This window comes from Roseburia sp. AF25-13LB (assembly GCF_003478915.1).
GTDB lineage: Bacteria > Bacillota > Clostridia > Lachnospirales > Lachnospiraceae > Roseburia_C > Roseburia_C amylophila.
Map to the genome: position 1 here is coordinate 351248 of NZ_QUFO01000003.1, position 17453 is coordinate 368700.

The 17453-nt window shown below is 41.7% G+C and carries 14 protein-coding genes and 1 riboswitch; of the genes, 11 read left to right on the forward strand and 3 right to left on the reverse strand.

Going from position 1 to position 17453, the window contains the following annotated elements; all coding sequences use genetic code 11:
• Positions 1-71 precede the first annotated feature (71 nt).
• The 3 genes from DWY37_RS06900 to DWY37_RS06910 all read left to right on the forward strand — a co-directional run bounded on the left by DWY37_RS06900 (position 72) and on the right by DWY37_RS06910 (position 3653).
• A complete protein-coding gene (locus DWY37_RS06900) occupies positions 72-575 on the forward strand; it encodes a shikimate kinase (protein WP_117698660.1) in 504 nt (167 codons plus the stop codon).
• A 3-nt stretch (positions 576-578) separates the two neighbouring features.
• Positions 579-2210: a M23 family metallopeptidase gene (locus tag DWY37_RS06905; protein WP_242986199.1), complete on the forward strand. Its 1632-nt coding sequence runs from the start codon at positions 579-581 to the stop codon at positions 2208-2210.
• A 150-nt stretch (positions 2211-2360) separates the two neighbouring features.
• Positions 2361-3653 (forward strand): UDP-N-acetylglucosamine 1-carboxyvinyltransferase, encoded by a 1293-nt coding sequence (locus DWY37_RS06910; protein ID WP_117841358.1) that lies wholly within the window; start codon positions 2361-2363, stop codon positions 3651-3653.
• A gap of 275 nt (positions 3654-3928) precedes the next feature.
• Here DWY37_RS06910 and DWY37_RS06915 read toward each other — a convergent pair whose 3' ends face one another.
• Entirely contained in the window at positions 3929-5059 is a 1131-nt protein-coding gene (locus DWY37_RS06915; protein WP_117841357.1) for an HD-GYP domain-containing protein, read from the reverse strand.
• Between the two features lie 249 nt (positions 5060-5308).
• A riboswitch (SAM riboswitch) is annotated at positions 5309-5410 on the forward strand.
• Between the two features lie 153 nt (positions 5411-5563).
• Between DWY37_RS06915 and metK the strand changes: the two genes are divergently transcribed.
• From metK to DWY37_RS06940, 5 genes are all read left to right on the forward strand, one after another.
• Positions 5564-6751 (forward strand): methionine adenosyltransferase, encoded by a 1188-nt coding sequence (gene metK, locus DWY37_RS06920; protein WP_022243616.1) that lies wholly within the window; start codon positions 5564-5566, stop codon positions 6749-6751.
• Between the two features lie 243 nt (positions 6752-6994).
• On the forward strand, positions 6995-8482 hold the full coding sequence (locus DWY37_RS06925; protein ID WP_117841356.1) for a sensor histidine kinase: 1488 nt from the start codon (positions 6995-6997) through the stop codon (positions 8480-8482).
• Complete coding sequence (locus DWY37_RS06930; protein ID WP_022243614.1) at positions 8475-9164, forward strand: response regulator transcription factor; 690 nt, start codon at positions 8475-8477, stop codon at positions 9162-9164. The genes DWY37_RS06925 and DWY37_RS06930 overlap by 8 nt, the downstream gene beginning before the upstream one ends.
• A 9-nt stretch (positions 9165-9173) precedes the next feature.
• Positions 9174-9947 (forward strand): RluA family pseudouridine synthase, encoded by a 774-nt coding sequence (locus DWY37_RS06935; protein ID WP_117698663.1) that lies wholly within the window; start codon positions 9174-9176, stop codon positions 9945-9947.
• Between the two features lie 18 nt (positions 9948-9965).
• Positions 9966-11042 carry an AI-2E family transporter gene (locus DWY37_RS06940; RefSeq protein WP_118541920.1) on the forward strand — a complete coding sequence of 359 codons (1077 nt, stop codon included), beginning with the start codon at positions 9966-9968 and terminating at the stop codon, positions 11040-11042.
• 98 nt (positions 11043-11140) lie between these two features.
• Here the strand turns inward: DWY37_RS06940 and DWY37_RS06945 are convergent, their stop codons facing one another.
• Entirely contained in the window at positions 11141-12481 is a 1341-nt protein-coding gene (locus DWY37_RS06945) for a butyryl-CoA:acetate CoA-transferase (RefSeq protein WP_117698665.1), read from the reverse strand.
• A gap of 78 nt (positions 12482-12559) precedes the next feature.
• The gene (locus DWY37_RS06950; protein WP_117698666.1) at positions 12560-13588 is read right to left on the reverse strand and encodes a glycosyltransferase family 2 protein; all 1029 of its coding nucleotides are present in this window, start codon (positions 13586-13588) and stop codon (positions 12560-12562) included.
• 163 nt (positions 13589-13751) lie between these two features.
• Between DWY37_RS06950 and DWY37_RS06955 the strand changes: the two genes are divergently transcribed.
• The 3 genes from DWY37_RS06955 to DWY37_RS06965 all read left to right on the forward strand — a co-directional run bounded on the left by DWY37_RS06955 (position 13752) and on the right by DWY37_RS06965 (position 17391).
• Complete coding sequence (locus DWY37_RS06955) at positions 13752-14705, forward strand: DMT family transporter (protein WP_118541928.1); 954 nt, start codon at positions 13752-13754, stop codon at positions 14703-14705.
• A gap of 1 nt (position 14706) precedes the next feature.
• On the forward strand, positions 14707-15906 hold the full coding sequence (locus DWY37_RS06960; RefSeq protein WP_118544407.1) for a class I SAM-dependent rRNA methyltransferase: 1200 nt from the start codon (positions 14707-14709) through the stop codon (positions 15904-15906).
• A 537-nt stretch (positions 15907-16443) separates the two neighbouring features.
• Complete coding sequence (locus tag DWY37_RS06965) at positions 16444-17391, forward strand: adenosine deaminase (RefSeq protein WP_118541918.1); 948 nt, start codon at positions 16444-16446, stop codon at positions 17389-17391.
• Positions 17392-17453: the final 62 nt, after the last annotated feature.

Sequence of the window (17453 nt, forward strand, 5' to 3'; positions counted from 1 at the left end):
GACAAGAACATAGAGAAGCAGAAAATTTATTTTTCTGCTTCTTTTCTATCACATAGATACAGGAGTATGGAATGAAAGACAATATCGTATTAATCGGAATGCCGGGCGTAGGAAAAAGTACTGTAGGTGTCGTATTGGCGAAGGCATTAGGCTATAATTTTGTGGATGCAGATTTAGTCATCCAGCAGCAGACTGGAAAGCTTTTGTGTGAGCTGATTGCAGAGCATGGAACAGAAGGATTTCTTGAGATTGAGGATGAGGTAAACAGCAGAATAGAAGGACATAAAGCAGTCATTGCCACGGGAGGCAGTGCAGTATATTGTGCAAATGCCATGGAGCATTATAAAGAAATTGCAACCGTACTTTATCTGAGCGTATCTTATGAGACATTAGAAGAGCGTCTTGGTGATTTGAAAAACCGCGGTGTGGTATTGAATGATGGCCAGACGCTGAAAGATTTGTATGATGAGAGAACTGCATACTATGAAAAATATGCGGATGTAACAGTAAACGAAGAGGGATTGTCAATTCGTGAAACAATCGATGCAGTAAAAGAAAAACTCGGGATGGAATAAAAGATGCAGATACCAGGGAATGCACAGGAACCTGTGAAGATACAGGAATCAGATAAAATGAAGAAGTCAGATAAGATGCAGGAGCAGAAAAAGAAATCAACAACTTTAAATAGAATTGGAAAAGTCGATAAAAAGATTCGTATCCGCATGTGGGCAGCAGGCATATTTTTCGTCTGTCTGGTACTGGTGGTACTTTTACAGAAATTTTCGCTGGGACAGAATTATTTTGTGGTAACCGTAAATAATAAAGTGGTAGGCTGTGTCAGCAGCAAGACAGATGTGGAAAAGGCAGTACATGAAAGCCGGCGGCAGATGGCAAAAGAGAGTGAAGGCTATCTGATGCAGGAGATTTTTTATGAGACAACAGAAAGCCATAAGCCATTTCAGAAGCTGTTAAGTGAAACTGCATTAAAAGAAAAGATTACAAAGGAGCTTAAGAAAGACAATTCCGGAGAAATCTTTGCATATACGGTAAGTGCCGGTGAAAACCAGCTTTCTTTTGCAACTTTAGATGAAGTAGAAACGTTTTTAGGACGTTTGAAGGAAGAACAGGATACGGACAATCGGTTTGAGATAGAGTTCAAAAAGGAAGCGGATCATCAGGAGGGAATGCTTCTTGCAAACTTAAAAGAGGCAGGCGTTTCAGAAAAAACAGAAGATTCTGCGGATGCCGGTATTGTGCAGCAGCTTGGGACCTATCTTTCCGATGCACAGGAGAATCCCGGGGAAAATAATTATGAAACCGGAATTCTTTCGATGGAATTTGCACAGGATGTGGAAGTGTTTACCAATCTGGTAGCAGCGGACACTCTGACGGATATAGATGCCGCGGTGGAAGAAGTAACAAAAGAGAAAGAAACGAATAAAATATATGAGATACAGCCGGGAGACTGTCTGTCGGTCATTGCACAGGAGCATGATACATCGGTGGCAGCAATTATCGCACTCAATGGATTGTCCGGGGAAGATGCAGTAATCAGTGCCGGTGAAGAACTGATTCTGTCGGTTCCTCAGCCGGACATCAGCTTACGGATTAGCGAAGGCGTAGTATATGAAGAGGATTATACCGCAGAGCCGGAGATTGTACCGAATGATTCCTGGTATACGACCGACGAAGTGGTGCTTGCAGAGGGAACTACCGGACATCGCGAGGTTAATATGGTGGTGACAACAGAGAATGGAATTGAGACGGAGCGGAGTATGATCCACCAGATCATACTGACAGAGTCAACGCCGGCAGTTATTGAGCGTGGAACCAAGATACCGCCAACTTACATTAAACCGCTGATTGGCGGAAGAGTTTCTTCCGGTTTTGGAAGAAGATGGGGCAGAATGCATAAAGGAATTGACTGGGCATGTCCGACCGGAACCAAGGTATTTGCATCCAGCAATGGTGTAGTGGTCAGTGCCGGCTATGTTTCCGGATATGGCAACTGCGTCTTAATCAGCCATCCGGATGGAAGAATGACACGTTATGCACATAACAGTAAATTACTGGTAAAAGCAGGGCAGAGCGTATCACAGGGTGAAGTGATTGCATTAAGCGGAAGTACGGGACGTTCTACAGGTCCGCATGTGCATTTTGAGATATTAATTAATGGTTCCCAGGTAAATCCGGTGAACTATCTGAATTAATTTCGATTTACAAGTCAGTGAATATATAATATAATAATACTATTGTAGATAATTCTTTTGAGGTACGAGAAATACTTGACAAAAGAGGAAATAAGTTACTATAATATTTTGTTTGCAATTTTGTAGGGAATCTAAGCATAGAGGTGCGAGATGGAACAGTATGTGATTAAAGGTGGAAATCCTTTGGTTGGCGAAGTTGAGATTGGTGGAGCTAAGAATGCTGCACTGGGAATTCTTGCGGCAGCAATTATGACGGATGAGACCGTAATAATAGATAATTTACCAAACGTTCGTGATATTAATGTGTTATTAAGTGCCATGGAGGGAATTGGTGCTAAGATAGAACGTCTTGGAGAACATAAGGTAAAAATTAACGGTTCACTGATTCATGACTTGAGCGTGGACTATGAATATATTAATAAAATCAGAGCTTCTTACTATCTGTTAGGAGCATTACTTGGTAAATATAAGAAAGCAGAAGTAGCTTTTCCGGGTGGCTGTGCAATCGGAACCCGTCCGATTGACCTTCATCTGAAAGGTTTCCGTGCGTTAGGAGCCGATGTTGATATTCAGCATGGGTTAATTTCTGCTACTGCAGAGCATCTGGTGGGAAACCATATTTATTTAGATAAAGTTTCTGTAGGAGCAACCATCAACATTATGATGGCGGCATCCATGGCAGAGGGAAAGACTATTATTGAAAATGCAGCTAAGGAGCCACATGTCGTAGATGTAGCAAACTTCTTAAACAGCATGGGAGCAAATATCCGTGGTGCAGGAACAGATGTCATCCGTATTGTGGGTGTAGAGAAGCTTCATAAAACAGAATATTCTATTATTCCGGATCAGATTGAAGCAGGAACTTTTATGTTTGCAGCGGCTGCAACCAAAGGTGATGTAACTGTTAAAAATGTTATTCCCAAGCATTTAGAGGCAACCACAGCAAAATTAATTGAAATTGGTTGTGAAGTGGAAGAATTTGATGATGCAGTACGTGTGGTATCCAGCAAGCCATTGCATCATACCCAGGTAACTACTTTGCCGTATCCTGGCTTTCCAACAGATATGCAGCCACAGATGTCGGTGCTTTTAGCATTAGCAGAAGGAACAAGTACCGTAACAGAAAGTATTTTTGAAAACCGTTTCAAATATGTAGATGAACTGACCCGTATGGGTGCACAGGTGAAAGTAGAGAGCAATATTGCAATTATTACCGGTGTTGAAAAATACACAGGTGCAAGAGTCAGTGCTCCGGATTTAAGAGCAGGTGCAGCCCTTGTAATTGCAGGTCTTGCAGCAGAAGGCATCACCATTGTAGATGATATTTATTATATTGAACGTGGATATGAACATTTTGAAGAGAAATTAGCTTCCCTTGGTGCAATGATTGAAAAAGTAAGCTCCGAGAAAGAAATCCAGAAATTCACATTGAAAGTATCATAAGATAAGAGCATCACAATATAGAAAGTTCTGAATATAAATACTAATATGAATATTGCAATGAGACAGAAGTGTTAAAAAGCGTTATCATAACCAAAAAAAGATATCTGGTAAATATGCTGCAAATGAGGCATAGTTATCAGATATCTTTTATACTTTACAGGAAATTGCTTTCCTGTAAAGTATAAAACGCTCCGCGAGGATGCGCACTGCGGCGTATAAGGCAGATGTCGCAAGCGACCGCCGCAGGCGCTAGAATGTGCCAAGGCACATTCTTTTTATATGATTGCTTTGATATATAAAGGACTTTTCTCAAGGTCGATACAGGCTCCATCATCTAACTGAACCAGTGGCTTGGAAAGACGACGATGATTCAATAAAACAATGCGGGCGGAAGTACCATCACTTAACATAACCCGGTTGTTCTGGTATGCATTGGCAATATTCTCTAAGAAGGTCAGAATATACTTTGGCTTATATTTCTGCAGACCATCTTTTTCAAATTCGGCGATTACCTCAAACGGACAAAGGGGAGCACGATAGGAGCGTGCTGCTGTCATGGCATCGTAAACATCGGCAATCGCAATGATGAGTGCATAGTCATCGATTTCTTCCATGGTAAGCCCCATTGGATAACCGGAACCATCGCAACGTTCATGGTGCATGAGAGCTGCCTTTTTAATATGGGAATTTAATGGCTGGGATTTTAAAATATCATAGCCATATTTCGGATGATTACGAATCATCTGGAATTCTTCATCTGTTAATTTTCCGTCTTTATTTAAGACCTCATCCGGAATTTTTGTCTTACCGATGTCATGAAGCAGACCGGCAAGGGTGAGAGTGTCTAATTCTTCATTGGAAAAATGCAGCCATTTTCCGATAATACGGGAGATGATGGCAACATTCAGACTGTGTGCATAGGTGCTGTCGTTGACCTGACGCATATTATGTAACATATCAAAGACATCCAGAGTGGTCTGCTTTGGACTTACTAAAGAAATGGTCTTTGATAAAAGCTCTTCTTTGTTTACGGTTCCTCCATCGGAAAGGTAAGCATCAAAACAGTTCTTTAAATCCTGGGAACGCAGGGTGAAATCCACCTGAAAACGCTGGAATTCCGGAGAACTTTTGAGCTTCTGTGAGTAAGAAGCATCAGAAACCGGACTTGGTGCAGAAACAGGGCTTTTGGCAGGAAAATATGCCGGATCCTTTGGCGTTTCCATTGGAGCAGCGACCTGTTTATTTTCTGTAATCTGCACACTGGCGATGCCATAAAATTCCAGTCTGGAAATCAGGGTACGCGTAAGTTCTACATTCGGATTAATAATAAGCTGTCCACGCTTGGTGCGGACAGGAATTGCTGTAACCATACCTGGTAACAAATCTTTTGTCTGATATTCTTTCATGCATGTGGTCCTCGTTCTGGATGGATTTTATAATTATGATAGAACAAATCACAATTATATTCCTATTTAAGTATATTCTTTTTGCCAAAAATGTCAATCTTAACAGTAAAAACCGTTAAAATTTGTCAAAAGGATACAAAAAGTAATAAGGAATGTTTTCTCTGTTGATGAGAAAATATGGTGCTTGACATTTCGATATAATAGGTGTATTCTCTCCCATAGAGATTTGAAAATTCAATATTGTAATTTCTCTTATTCAGAGTGATGGAGATACATAGGATCAATGAAGTCACGGCAACCCCACAGCATAAGGAAGGTGCCAACCTGAGCGAGCAAGTCGAACAATAAGAGGATTTGATTATCTTTACCGTTATCGGGTCCGCTTATGATGTAAGCGGTTTTTTTATTTTATGTGAGCAGCGAAAAAAGGTCTGGAAGAAAGAGGAGCCAAGCGCACCCACCAGATACTTAATAAGGGAATCAACAAAACGAGAGGAGAAAACGATGGAAAAAAGATTATTCACATCAGAGTCCGTAACAGAAGGACATCCAGACAAAATGTGTGATGCGATTTCAGATGCAATTCTTGACGCATGTATGGCAGAGGATCCAATGAGCCGTGTTGCCTGTGAGACAGCAAGCTGTACCGGATTTGTACTTGTAACAGGAGAGATTACTACAAAGGCAAAATTAGACATTCCTGCAATTGTAAGAAATACTGTAAATGAAATCGGTTATGACCATGCAGAAACCGGATTTGACGGACATACCTGTGCTGTTATGGTAGCATTAGACCAGCAGTCACCGGATATTGCAATGGGTGTTGACAAGGCTTTGGAAGCAAAAGAAAATAAAATGACCGATGAGGAGATTGAAGCAATCGGTGCCGGAGATCAGGGTATGATGTTTGGTTATGCAACCAACGAGACACCGGAATATATGCCATATCCGATTTCTTTAGCCCACAAACTGGCATTACAGTTAACCAAAGTTCGTAAAGATGGTACTTTAAAATACTTAAGACCAGACGGAAAATCACAGGTTTCTGTAGAGTATGATGAGGCTGGAAAACCAAAGAGATTAGAGGCAGTTGTACTTTCTACACAGCATGATGAGGATGTAACCCAGGAACAGATTCATGAGGATATTAAGAAATATGTTTTTGACCCAGTCCTTCCAAAGGAATTAGTTGATGAGAATACTAAATTTTTCATCAATCCAACCGGACGTTTCGTAATCGGTGGACCACACGGTGATGCAGGTCTTACCGGACGTAAAATTATCGTAGATACATACGGTGGATACGCCCGTCACGGCGGCGGAGCATTCTCCGGTAAGGATTGCACTAAGGTTGACCGTTCAGCAGCATATGCAGCACGTTACGTTGCTAAGAACTTAGTAGCAGCAGGTCTTGCAGAGCGTTGTGAGATTCAGTTATCTTATGCAATCGGTGTAGCACAGCCTACTTCTGTTATGGTTGATACTTTTGGTACCGGAAAAGTTTCTGATGAGAAATTAGTAGAAATTATCCGTGAGAACTTTGACCTTCGTCCGGCAGGAATTATCAAGATGCTTGATTTACGCAGACCGATTTATCGCCCGACAGCAGCATATGGTCACTTTGGAAGAACCGATGTTGCACTTCCATGGGAAGCGTTGGACAAAGTTGATGAATTAAAGAAACACTTATAATATTGGAATAGATTCCAGAATAGTATAAAGAAGAAAGACCTCTTTTCGGAAAAGATTTATTTCTTAAGGGAAATGATTGAAATGCCGGAAAGAGGTCTTTTGGCATTTTAATGAGAAAACCAGCAAAGAGTTTTGGGTGGTTGGAAAATAATTTATAAATTCTTTAGAATAATTCTCAGAATTTTCATGGGAAAAGAGACTGCATGTGGTATACTATGATTATGAAAAACTGGAGGCTTGAGAATGAAACTAAGGACAAAGCTGATTATATCATTTTGTATTATCATATTTGTGCCGGTGACATTGGCCGCGTTGGCAATGTGCGGATTCCGTTATTTTCAGTTAAGAGATATTGCCAACACCTATCAGGTGGAAGATGGAAATATTAGTTATCTGACCAATACGGTGCAGATGTGGAACCGGGTGACAAAGGACAGTTGTCAGAAGTTACTGGATACAGCGGAAAGCGACCCGGACAAATTCCTGGACATGAAATATTTAATGCACGTTAATGAGACTCTGCAGGGGAAAAACTCCTACCTGATTGTCATGAGGGATAATGAAGAAGTCTATGTGGGAACGAATGATTTGAATACGGTTCCGGAAAATCTGCCGGATTACATGGATACCAAGACAGGGGGAGAGACCGGCTATTTCATTGACAGTGATAAACAGGAAATGATTAAGCGGATTGACTTTGATTTTTCGGATGGTTCGGAAGGAACGTTGTTTGTAATTACATCTATTAAATCACTTGTGCCGGAAATGAAGGAACTTCTGATAGATATTATTATTTCTGTGTTATTGATACTTTTGTTGACGGCAGGTATGCTTACCATATGGAATTACCGGAGCATCATTACTCCGATTAAGAAGTTAGAGATGGCAACCCAGAATATTAAAGAGGGCAACCTTGATTTTACTTTGGAAATAGACAGCAATGATGAAATTGGCGAGCTGTGCCGGAACTTCGAAGAGATGCGGCAGAGACTGAAAGATTCTGCAGAAGAGAAGCTGGCATCAGAGAAAGAAAACCGTGTTTTAATCAGTAATATTGCCCACGATTTAAAGACCCCGATTACTGCTGTGAAAGGTTATTCGGAAGGCCTGATGGATGGTGTGGCAGATACGCCGGAAAAAAGGGATAAATATATCAAGACCATTTATAATAAAGCCAATGAGATGGATTTATTATTAAATGAGCTGACACTTTATTCAAAGATTGATACTAATCGAATTCCATATAATTTTAGCAAGATAAATGTAATGGAATATTTCGATGACTGCGTAGAAGAAATCGGCCTGGATTTAGAGGCAAAAAATATTGGTTTATCGTATTTTAATTACGCTGGGGATGATGTGCAGATTATTGCAGACCCGGAGCAGTTAAAGCGTGTCATTCATAATATTATTAATAATTCCATCAAATATCTGGATAAGCCGAAGGGCTTTATCAATATTCGTGTAAAGGATGTGGGTGATTTTATCCAGGTAGAGATAGAAGATAATGGAAAAGGAATTGCAAAGAAAGACCTGCCATATATCTTTGACCGGTTCTTCCGGGCAGATACTTCAAGAAATTCTGCAACCGGCGGAAGTGGTATCGGTTTATCCATTGTCCGTAAAATTATTGAAGACCATGGCGGAAAGATATGGGCAACCAGTAAAGAAGAAACAGGTACAATCATGTATTTTGTACTGAGAAAATATCAGGAGGTTCCAAATGAGTAAAGTATTGATTATTGAAGATGAGGTTTCAATTGCAGAACTGGAGAAGGATTATTTAGAGTTAAGCGGTTTCGATGTCGAAATCGAAAGTGATGGAGCAAGGGGCTTAGAGAAAGCACTGGCATCTGATTTTGACATGTATATCTTAGACCTGATGCTTCCGGGCATGGACGGATTCGAAATCTGCAAACGTATTCGTGAAGTAAAGAATACACCGATTCTTATGGTATCTGCTAAGAAGGACGATATTGACAAGATTCGCGGACTGGGACTAGGTGCAGATGATTATATCACAAAACCATTCTCCCCAAGCGAGCTGGTAGCAAGAGTAAAGGCACACCTTGCCCGTTATGAAAGACTGATTGGCAGCAATGTGCAGGAAAATGATATTATTGAGATTCGTGGAATCAAGATTGATAAGACAGCACGCCGCGTCTGGGTAAATGGCGAGGAAAAAGCATTTACCACAAAGGAATTTGATTTACTGGTATTCTTAGCACAGAATCCGAATCATGTATTTACCAAGGAAGAACTGTTTAAAGAAATCTGGGATATGGAATCCGTTGGTGATATCGCAACCGTAACGGTACATATCAAAAAGATTCGTGAGAAGATTGAAATGGATACCGCAAAGCCTCAGTATATCGAGACAATCTGGGGGGTAGGTTACCGTTTCAAATTATAGGAAAAACATATGTATAAGATTGCAGAACATATTTTATATGAGGATGACAAGCTGCTTGTCTGTGTAAAACCGGCAGGGATTGCAGTGCAGACGAAGCGTATGGGCGAGCAGGATATGGAGAGCCTGCTTCGGAATTATCTTGCTGCAAAAGGAGAGACTCCCTTTATTGGAATCATCCATCGCTTAGACCAGCCGGTGGAAGGCGTAATGGTCTTTGGAAAGACCAAAGAAGCCACAGCAGAGCTGAACCGGCAGATGCAGAAAAACGGTTTTGGAAAATATTATCTGACAGTGGTATATGGAAAAGCAGAACCGAAAGAAGGACAGCTTATTGACTTTCTTAAGAAGGATGGCAGAAGTAATACTTCTTCTGTCGTAAAACAGGGAACCGCAGATGCAAAGCGGGCGGCGTTAACCTATCGGGTGCTGGAATGTAGTACGCTTGATGATAGAGATAGCAGAGATGGAAAAGCTGCTTCAGGAGCGGGTACAGCGGATGGAACATCGGAAAAAACTGAAGCTGCGGAAGAAATCAGTCTTCTTGAAGTAAAATTAGAGACCGGGCGGCATCACCAGATCCGTGTGCAGATGTCGCATCATGGCTGGCCATTGGTGGGAGATAGAAAGTATGGAAGGAAGAATGAAAGTCTGCCGGGAATGAGGCAGATGCCACTGGCACTTTGTTCTTATCGGCTGGAATTTCTGCATCCCACTAGCAAAAAGAAGATGCAGTTTCAGATAACACCGGAAGGTCAGGCATTTCATTTATTTTCAGATTTATAATACATAAAAAAGTCCGGGATGCCACATACTGATGGTATGACTGGAAAAACAAGACAACTTATAAAAAAGATTATATATTTAGCAGGGATTACAGTTGCAGTATATTTGGGAATGCGTTTCGCACTGCCGATTGTAATTCCTTTTTTACTGGCAATCCTTATTGCAAGAACATTATGTAAACCAGTAGCTTTTCTGTCAGAGAAAACAAAGTTTCCAAAAGGAATTGTAAGTACGGCGGCAGTGTTGTTGCTGCTGGCTGTGATTTTTCTGCCGATGGGCTATCTTGTATACAAGGGAATCTGCGAGCTAGCATCATTGATAACGAATTATCCGGAATTATTTGGAAAAGCAGATACGCTCTGGTGCAGTTGCTGTGAGCGGGTTGAGGAAATCACCGGCATGAAAGCAGAGACAATGGTGCAGTGGGGAAAAAACTGCGCGGCATATGTCAGCAGTCAGGCAGAAACGAAGCTGATTCCGGCAATGATGAATGGCTCGTTGGCATCTTTGCGGGGACTGGCAGCATTCTTTGGCATCTGCATTGTAACTGTTGTGGCGGCAGTACTGATACTCTGTGATTATGATAATCTGGTGCAGCGTTGGAGAAAAAGCAGCTTTTATTCCTGGGGTGGACGGATATTTCAAAATATGTGTCATGCCGGTGGAACATATCTTAGGGCACAGCTTATTATATTGGCATTAATCAGTGGCGTATGTATAACAGGTCTGTTCCTTACCGGAAATTCTTATGCCATTCTGGTGGGAGTACTGATTGGCATGAGTGATGCACTGCCTTTTATTGGCACAGGACTTGTCTTTATTCCATGGCTGATTATCGATTTATTTCGTGGAAAGTATTTTGCGGCAGTGATATATGGTATACTGTTTATATTGAGTACCTTTATCCGGGAATTTATGGAGCCAAGGCTTATGGGAAGAGGGCTGGGTGTGCATCCGCTGGCGGTTATTATCAGTATTTATGCAGGTCTGAAAATATATGGAACAGCCGGTGTTATTTTAGGCCCGCTTTCCGGATTTTTAATCTGGGAAATTTATCGCAGTATCTGTGGAAGAGAGGAAAAAGAGATAACATGAAAATTGTGTGCATTTATGGACAGAATCATAAGGGTTCCACCTATCATATTGCAAAAATCCCATGGGATAATCCCATGGGATTTTTAAAAGTTACGTAGTTATTTGTTGCTTCTTCTCCAGATATGCATTTTCTCTGCATCAGCGATTAATTCATCACGGAAGTCCGGATGTGCGACAGAGATAATTGCTTCACATTTCTGCCAGGTAGAAAGTCCCTTTAAGTTGACTTTACCATATTCTGTTACCAGATAGTGGATGTTGGCACGAGTATCAGTTACGATAGATCCTGGATCTAAGGTAGGAAGGATACGGGATTTTAACTGACCATCTCTGGTTGTAAAGGTAGAAGAACAGCAGATGAAGCTCTTACCACCATTAGAAAGGTATGCACCCAGAACGAAGTCTAACTGTCCGCCGGCACCACTGATGTGTTTGATTCCAGCAGACTCTGCATTTACCTGACCGAAGAGGTCTACATTTACTGCATTGTTAATGGAAATAAAGTTATCCAGTGCGGAAATGGAACGGATATCATTGGTATAGCTTACCGGAGCACTCATAAGTTCCGGGTTTTCATCTAAGTAGTCATACATTTTCTGAGTTCCTGCACCGAAACCATAGGTCTGACGGAAACGGTCGATGTTTTTCTTGGAACCGTTGATTTTTCCTGCTCTTGCAATATCAACGAATGCATCAACGTACATTTCGGTATGTACACCTAAATCTTTCAAATCAGATTCTGCAATCATGGAACCAACAGCATTTGGCATTCCACCGATACCAAGCTGGAGACATGCACCATTTGGAATCTCATCTACGATTAATTTTGCAACTGCCTGATCGATTTCAGTAGCAGCTCCGCCACCACCTAATTCACCGATAGCCGGATTCTCGCCTTCTACGATGAAATCAACATCGGAAATATGGATGCTGTTTTCAAATCCGCCTAAGCAGCGAGGCATATTTTTATTTACTTCAACGATAATTTTCTTGGAAGTCTCGCAAACTGCCATCATATGAGAAGCGTTTGGTCCAAAGTTAAAATATCCATGTTTGTCCATTGGAGCAACCTGGAACATTGCTACATCATCCGGAGTAGCGGAGTCACGATAGTATCTTGGAAGCTCGGAATAACGGATTGGAGCGTAGTAAGAAAAACCGCGGTTGATATATTTACGCTCGATTCCGGACATATGCCAGGAGTTCCAGGTAAAGTGTTCGCCGGCATCTTCACGTTCGAAGACAGCTAACGGTTTTAACAGAATACCACCTCTTAAGTTGACATCCTTTAATTCATCCGTACGTTTTGCAAGGGCTTTATCCAGTGCATCCGGAGTTCCGGTACACCATCCATAATCTACCCAGTCACCGGATTTGATGACTTTGACAGCCTCATCTGCGGAGACTAATTTCTGTTTATATTCCTGTGTGTAATCCATGAAAAACCTCCTGTATATTTTGTTTGTTAAATTATTATCATAGTACCACTTCGTACATGATTATTCAAGTCGAAGGGACTAAGAATTATCGTCTGGGAGCTGCCATTGTCTGGCTGCATTTCTATATTCTTCCGCCTGGGCTGCATTCCCGGATTTTTCATAGCAGTCAGCCAGCCCGTTCAGCGGAATATTTCCACTGGTATGGACATCAAGAATGCTGGCAGTTTCAAAGGCTGCGTTGTAGTACCACACGGCTGCTTCATCATAATCTTCTGCGTCAAAAAAATAATTTCCCAATTCGCAGCAGATTTCTGCACAAGGGGTAGTAATCATATCCTTCAGTGCCAGCTTGAAAAATTCATTGACATTTCCGGTAATCCGGTAGCAGCGGCTTAAGATACAGCCGGCTTCCTTGCGGGCATCCCCAGAAGCGGTTTCATCCTGCAGGGTAGCAAGAAATACTTTTGCGGCGGCAATGAAATCTTCTTTCTCCCCGGTCATGAGGAGCTCTTTGGCATACATCCGCTGCAATTTTTCGGAAAGCCGTCCGTCCCGGTCAAATGCCAGTAAGAAGCCTTTGAAATCACGGCTGCTGTGCAGGGACTGCGGAAGATGCGTAATAGCAATATCACTGTCAAAGACAACCGGGTCTAAGCGAACCGTTTCGTGAATCGGGTCAATCCAGGTAAAGGTACGGAGTCTCCGGTAGAGCTTCGGACGGTATTCTTCTTTAAAGTTAAGCACCGTATTAAATTCATTTTTTGTCACATATTTCATCTGTACAATTTCGACCTCCGGAACCATGGCTTCTTTTAAAAGCCGGAACTGTTCCCGGTTCTCATCATCTAAGACTTCATCTGCATCTGCGGTATAAATGTATTCCATGGAAGCTTTGGAAAAAGCAAAATTTCTGGCATCTGCAAAGTCATCCTTCCAGATATAGTCATAGATTTTATCGGTATAGCGGGCAGCAATTTCCCTGGTGCGGTCGCAAGAGCCGGTATCCACGATAATGATTTCGTCCATCAGACCGGCGAGTGAATCCAGACAGCGGGAGAGAACCTGCTCCTCGTTTTTTACAATCATGCAAAGGCTTATTGTTATCATCAAATCATCTCCTTTCGCAAGCACCTATACAAACATATTTATTATCGCATATTTCAGGGAAAAAGTATATCAGTAGGGACAGAATTTATTTGACAGAGCTGGCACTGGTGTCTATGATGAAATGAGACAGGAACGAGAAGAAAAGAGAAAGCTTGAGAAAAGGATGAAAGAAATGGAAACAAAAGAAAAATTCATGCAGAAAACCATCGTAGTCTGGCTGGGAGCGCTGGTGTGCTGCCTGTTGTGGGGCAGTGCATTTCCGTGTATTAAAATCGGCTATCAGATGATGTACATTGCATCGGATGAGGTGGCGTCCCAGATTCTGTATGCCGGCTATCGGTTTACGCTGGCGGGAATTTTAACAATATTATTGGGAAGTATTGGAAACAGACGGTTTCTGCGTCCGACAAAGGGCTCCATTGGAAAAGTTTTTAAATTAAGCAGTCTGCAGACTGTGGGACAGTACCTGCTTTTCTATATCGGACTTGCGCACACCTCCGGGGTAAAAGCATCCATTATTGAAGCATTAAATGTATTCGTGGCAATTCTGGTGGCAAGCCTTTTATTCCATCAGGAAAAATTATCGGCGCGGAAAATAGCAGGCTGTATCATTGGATTTGCAGGCGTGGCACTGGTAAATATGGGAAGCAGCGGATTTGATTTTCATATGAGCGTGACCGGAGAAGGATTTATTTTCCTGTCAACGGTAGCGTATGCATTTTCTTCCGTGTTGTTAAAGCGGTATTCCAAATCCGAAAATCCTGTCATGCTGAGTGGATACCAGTTCCTGGTGGGTGGAATTATTATGGCATTGTGCGGCTTTGCAGCAGGTGGACGGGTGAGCGGATTTACGGCATCATCCTTTGGGCTGCTGTTTTACATGGCATGCATTTCTGCTGTTGCATACACGCTGTGGGGCATTTTATTAAAATACAATCCGATTTCCCGTGTAGCGGTATTTGGATTTATGAACCCGGTGTTTGGTGTGATTCTTTCCGCATGGCTTTTGGGAGAAAAAGAGCAGGCAGCAGGCATCAAAAGTGTGATTGCCCTGATACTGGTATGCATTGGTATATTTGTGGTAAATTATAAGAAAGAGGTTACGAAGGAGGACTAACATGAGTGCAGTTGTAACATTGAAAAAAGGCGAAGGAAGAATGGTAAAATCCGGTGGCATGTGGATTTTCGATAATGAAATAGAAAGTGTCATGGGAACATTTGAAAACGGAGATCTGGTGCTGGTACACGATTTTGACGGATATCCGATGGGCATTGGATTTATCAACCGCAATTCCAAAATCCGGGTGCGCCTTTTCAGCAGAAAAGAAGATACAGTTATTGATGAAGCATTTTTCCGGACACGATTGCAGCAGGCATGGGAATACCGGAAAAAGACGGTAGACACCTCATCCTGTCGCGTGGTATTTGGAGAGGCAGATTTCCTGCCGGGACTGGTTATTGATAAGTTTTCGGATGTGCTGGTAGTGCAGTCCTTAGCACTTGGCATCGACCGTTACAAAGAGCTTATTGTAAAGCTTTTAAAGGAAATTTTGGCAGAGGATGGCATTACAATCCGCGGCGTATATGAGAGGAGTGATGCAAAAGTCCGCAAGCAGGAAGGCATGGAGCTTAAGAAGGGCTTTATCGGAGAAGCATTTGATACCAATGTGGAAATTGTAGAAAATGGTGTGCATTATATCGTAGATGTAAAGGATGGTCAGAAGACCGGATTTTTCTTAGACCAGAAATACAACCGTCTTGCCATTCAGAAATTATGTGAGGATGCAAGAGTGTTAGACTGCTTTACCCATACCGGCTCCTTTGCATTAAATGCCGGAATTGCCGGAGCAAAAGAAGTCACCGGAGTGGATGCTTCGGAACTTGCCGTACATCAGGCAGAAGAAAATGCAGCATTGAACGGACTTTCCGGTACGGTAAAATTCCTGTGCAGGGATGTTTTTGAACTGCTGCCGGAGTTAGAGGAAGCAGGCGAAAAGTATGATGTGGTAATCTTAGACCCACCGGCATTTACCAAGTCCAGAAATTCTGTTAAAAATGCCATCAAGGGCTATCGTGAGATTAACCTTCGTGCCATGAAGCTTGTGAAAAATGGCGGATTTCTTGCGACCTGTTCCTGCTCCCATTTTATGACGTATGAGTTGTTTACCAAGACAATCGGACAGGCGGCTCACAGCGTCCACAAGCGTCTGCGTCAGGTGGAATTCCGCACCCAGGCACCGGATCATCCGATTCTCTGGGCGGCGGACGAATCCTATTATCTGAAGTTCTATGTCTTCCAGGTCGTGGATGAGAAGTAAGAGCCGGGAAGTAGCGGAAATGCTTGATTTATAAGGGATGGAAGGCATTTGACGTTTACAGGGAAAATCTCATAAAGCATCGTAAAATATCACAAAACCGTGATTTAAAGTGGTAAGAAAAGTGGTAAGTCTGAGTGGTAAGCACCTGAAATGTGACGAGTGGTAAGCTTATGGGGAAAACGGTATGTTCTATTTGAATGATAACGAAAAATTAACAAAAGACTAACCATGGACTAACAAAGAACTAACCACACGTATCTTTCTTTTTAAAATAAGAGATGATAATATTATTGTGGCAAGAAAAATGACTTACAAAAAGTTACAAATGTATACGGAATGACTACGGTTTGACTACGGTATTGAGACTTTTTTTGAAAAGGAAGTTATGATATTATTATCATGGAAGTAATGAACAAAGAGTGATCGAGAAAATTCGGTTGCTCTTTTTATTGTGAAGGGGTGATATGTGCTATAATAAAACAAATTATCAAATCAAAATTTGTGGAGAAAATCAAACAGCTAGGAGAGAATTGAATTATGAATCGTTTTACATATGCATTGAAGCAAAGAAATCTGGAAGAATTAAGAAAGTATCCTAAGGCAGACCTGCACAATCATTTTGTGCTTGGTGGGAGCAGAAGTTTCTTATATCAGGCAGCCGGTAAAAAAATTGAGCCCTTAAAGAATTTTTTGTCATCGATGGGGGAAATGGATCAATGGAGTCAAAAATACATTGGTCAGGATTTTAACAGCACCGAGATGAGAAAACTTTTAATCAAAGCCACCTTTCAACAGGCCAAAGAAGACGGAGTAACTGTGCTTGAAATTGGTGAGGATGTCTGGGGGTTAAATGAATTTTTTCATAATGATATTGATGAGCTGGTTGATGCTTTTACAAGTGCGCAAAAGGAAATCGCTCCTGATATAGAATTAAGGCTTCAAATCGGATTATCAAGACATTGTCCTATCGATTATTTAGAAGAATGTTTATCTCACTTTTGGGGAAATAAAAATTTTTATTCGATTGATCTGTATGGTGACGAATTAGCACAACCGATCGAAAATTTTAAAGGAATTTATCGTCGGGCAAGAAAAGAAGGATTAAGGTTAAAAGCACACGTTGGAGAATGGGGGACTGCGAAAGACGTAAGAACAGCAGTAGAAGAATTAGAACTTGATGAGGTGCAGCATGGTATCGCGGCAGCCGATGATGAATCCGTGATCCGCTTTCTGGCAGATAATAAAATCAGATTAAATATCACACCGACAAGTAATATTTTGCTTGGAAGGGTTGCGGATATGTCCATGCATCCAATTGGAAAACTGTATCGCAGTGGTGTCGATGTCACGATAAATTCGGATGATGTTTTGATCTTTGACTCAGACGTATCCAAAGAATATCTGCGTCTTTATGAGTCGCAGTGTTTAATGGCAGAAGAATTAGAAAACATAAGAAAAAATGGACTAAAACCTATCGCAGTATAGATAACTTCTAGTTGAACAAAATCGCTGCGCGATGGCCTGCCAAGGCTGTGGCGCAGCTTTCT

What these genes read in the sequence shown, in the direction of transcription:
- DWY37_RS06900 (WP_117698660.1), top strand. Translation starts at nt 72, where the DNA reads ATGAAAGACAATATCGTATTAATCGGAATGCCGGGCGTAGGAAAAAGT.
- DWY37_RS06905 (WP_242986199.1), top strand. Translation starts at nt 579, where the DNA reads ATGCAGATACCAGGGAATGCACAGGAACCTGTGAAGATACAGGAATCA.
- DWY37_RS06910 (WP_117841358.1), top strand. Translation starts at nt 2,361, where the DNA reads ATGGAACAGTATGTGATTAAAGGTGGAAATCCTTTGGTTGGCGAAGTT.
- DWY37_RS06915 (WP_117841357.1), bottom strand. Translation starts at nt 5,059, where the DNA reads ATGAAAGAATATCAGACAAAAGATTTGTTACCAGGTATGGTTACAGCA.
- metK (WP_022243616.1), top strand. Translation starts at nt 5,564, where the DNA reads ATGGAAAAAAGATTATTCACATCAGAGTCCGTAACAGAAGGACATCCA.
- DWY37_RS06925 (WP_117841356.1), top strand. Translation starts at nt 6,995, where the DNA reads ATGAAACTAAGGACAAAGCTGATTATATCATTTTGTATTATCATATTT.
- DWY37_RS06930 (WP_022243614.1), top strand. Translation starts at nt 8,475, where the DNA reads ATGAGTAAAGTATTGATTATTGAAGATGAGGTTTCAATTGCAGAACTG.
- DWY37_RS06935 (WP_117698663.1), top strand. Translation starts at nt 9,174, where the DNA reads ATGTATAAGATTGCAGAACATATTTTATATGAGGATGACAAGCTGCTT.
- DWY37_RS06940 (WP_118541920.1), top strand. Translation starts at nt 9,966, where the DNA reads ATGCCACATACTGATGGTATGACTGGAAAAACAAGACAACTTATAAAA.
- DWY37_RS06945 (WP_117698665.1), bottom strand. Translation starts at nt 12,481, where the DNA reads ATGGATTACACACAGGAATATAAACAGAAATTAGTCTCCGCAGATGAG.
- DWY37_RS06950 (WP_117698666.1), bottom strand. Translation starts at nt 13,588, where the DNA reads ATGATAACAATAAGCCTTTGCATGATTGTAAAAAACGAGGAGCAGGTT.
- DWY37_RS06955 (WP_118541928.1), top strand. Translation starts at nt 13,752, where the DNA reads ATGAAAGAAATGGAAACAAAAGAAAAATTCATGCAGAAAACCATCGTA.
- DWY37_RS06960 (WP_118544407.1), top strand. Translation starts at nt 14,707, where the DNA reads ATGAGTGCAGTTGTAACATTGAAAAAAGGCGAAGGAAGAATGGTAAAA.
- DWY37_RS06965 (WP_118541918.1), top strand. Translation starts at nt 16,444, where the DNA reads ATGAATCGTTTTACATATGCATTGAAGCAAAGAAATCTGGAAGAATTA.